Genomic DNA, 1,661 nt, shown 5'->3' with positions numbered 1-1,661 from the left:
GCCGCCGTGACCGGGCCGCGCAGCGTGCGGCCCTGATCCGTGATCGGCCCCGGGGCCGACCGGCGGCGTGGCCGCTCTCCGGCAGCGGGACCTGCGCGAAGGACACGGCGCCGAGGCCGCCGAACCGGGCCGGCGGCAGGTCGGCCATCGTCCGGACGCCGCCCGGTCGGGGCGCGACCCGTCATCCGCTTGTTCGCGCGGGATCTTCGTGCGGGAGTTCGGACCGTACGGGAACCAACCGCGCGGCCCGTCCGACTGCTGGGGCGTGAGTGCGAAATCGCCGGGTGTCCGGCCGTTGAGTGTGCTGGCGGGGTTCGTCCTGCTGCTGGTGGTGGTGTTCGTGGTGGCCTACGGGGTGGGGCGGCAGGTCGGGCCGGTGGCGCCCGGGTTGCGGCCGAGTGACGGGGGTGGGGCGTCGCCCGGGACGGGTGGGCACGACATGGGCGGGATGCGGTGAGCGCGGCCGCGGAGCCCGTGGTCGCCACCGACCTGGCGGTCGGCGGGATGACCTGCGCCGCCTGCGTGGGCCGGGTGGAGAAGCGGCTGGCCCGGATCGACGGGGTGACGGCCGGGGTGAACCTGGCGACCGGCCGGGCCCGGGTGCTGCATCCGGCCGGGGTGCCGGTCGCGGAGCTGGTGGCGGCGGTCGAGCGGGCGGGTTACACCGCCGAACCGCTGCCCGCGGGGGCGCCGGTCGGGGTGACGGCGGAGGAGCCGGACGAGCGGTGGCGGCTGCTGGTCACCGCTCTGGCGGCCGTCCCGGTGCTGGTGCTGTCGATGGTGCCGTCGACGCAGTTCACCGCCTGGCAGTGGGTCTGCTTCGCGCTCGCCGTGCCGGTGGTGACCTGGGGGTCGGCCGGTTTCCACCGCCGGGCCTGGCAGGGGCTGCGGCACGCGGCGGCGACCATGGACACCCTGGTCAGCCTGGGTGTGGTGGCCTCCTTCGGCTGGTCGGCGTACGCGCTGCTGTTCGGCGGGGCCGGCGATCCGGACATGCGGATGCCGTTCTCGCTGACCGCCGACGGCGGCGGCGCCGCGCACGTGTACCTGGAGGCGGCGGTCGGCGTGCCGCTGTTCGTGCTCGCCGGGCGGCTGCTGGAGGGCCGGGTGCGCCGGCGCAGCGGGTCCGCGCTGCGGGCGCTGGCCGAACTGGGCGCCAAGCAGGTGTGCCTGCGGGAGGAGGGCGGCGAGGAGCGCCTGGTACCGATCGAACTGCTGCTGCCCGGGCAGGAGTTCGTGGTACGGCCGGGCGAGCGGGTGGCCACCGACGGGGTGGTGGTCGAGGGCGGTTCGGCGCTCGACCTGAGCCTGCTGACCGGGGAGAGCGTGCCGGTCGAGGTCGGCCCCGGGGACCGGGTGGCGGGCGCGACGGTGAACGTCGGCGGTGCGCTGGTGGTCCGGGCCACGGCGGTCGGCACGGACACCCAACTGGCCCGGATCACCGCGCTGGTGGCGCAGGCCCAGGCCGGCAAGGCGCGGGCGCAGCGGTTGGCGGACGCGGTGGCCGGGGTGTTCGTGCCCTGCGTGCTGGCGGTCGCGGCGAGCGTGCTGGGCTTCTGGCTGGGCGCGGGCGCGGCCCCGCAGGCAGCGGTGACGGCGGCGGTCGCGGTGCTGGTGGTGGCCTGTCCGTGCGCGCTCGGGCTGGCGACGCCGACGGCGCT

At 77.1% G+C, this 1,661-nt stretch carries 2 protein-coding genes; both read left to right on the top strand.

Going from position 1 to position 1,661, the window contains the following annotated elements; translation table 11 throughout:
• Positions 1-295: 295 nt before the first annotated feature.
• On the top strand, positions 296-457 hold the full coding sequence (locus KS423_RS45100; protein WP_224285458.1) for a hypothetical protein: 162 nt from the start codon (positions 296-298) through the stop codon (positions 455-457).
• Between the two features lie 47 nt (positions 458-504).
• Positions 505-1,661 (top strand): cation-translocating P-type ATPase (locus tag KS423_RS45095; RefSeq protein WP_224285459.1); only part of this gene is annotated, 1,157 nt, incomplete at its 3' end.

It is taken from the genome of Streptomyces sp. LS1784, from assembly GCF_020103755.1.
Taxonomy (GTDB): Bacteria; Actinomycetota; Actinomycetes; order Streptomycetales; family Streptomycetaceae; genus Kitasatospora.
The sequence above is the reverse complement of the archived record's forward strand: the minus strand, read 5'-3'. Positions and strand labels throughout refer to the sequence as shown.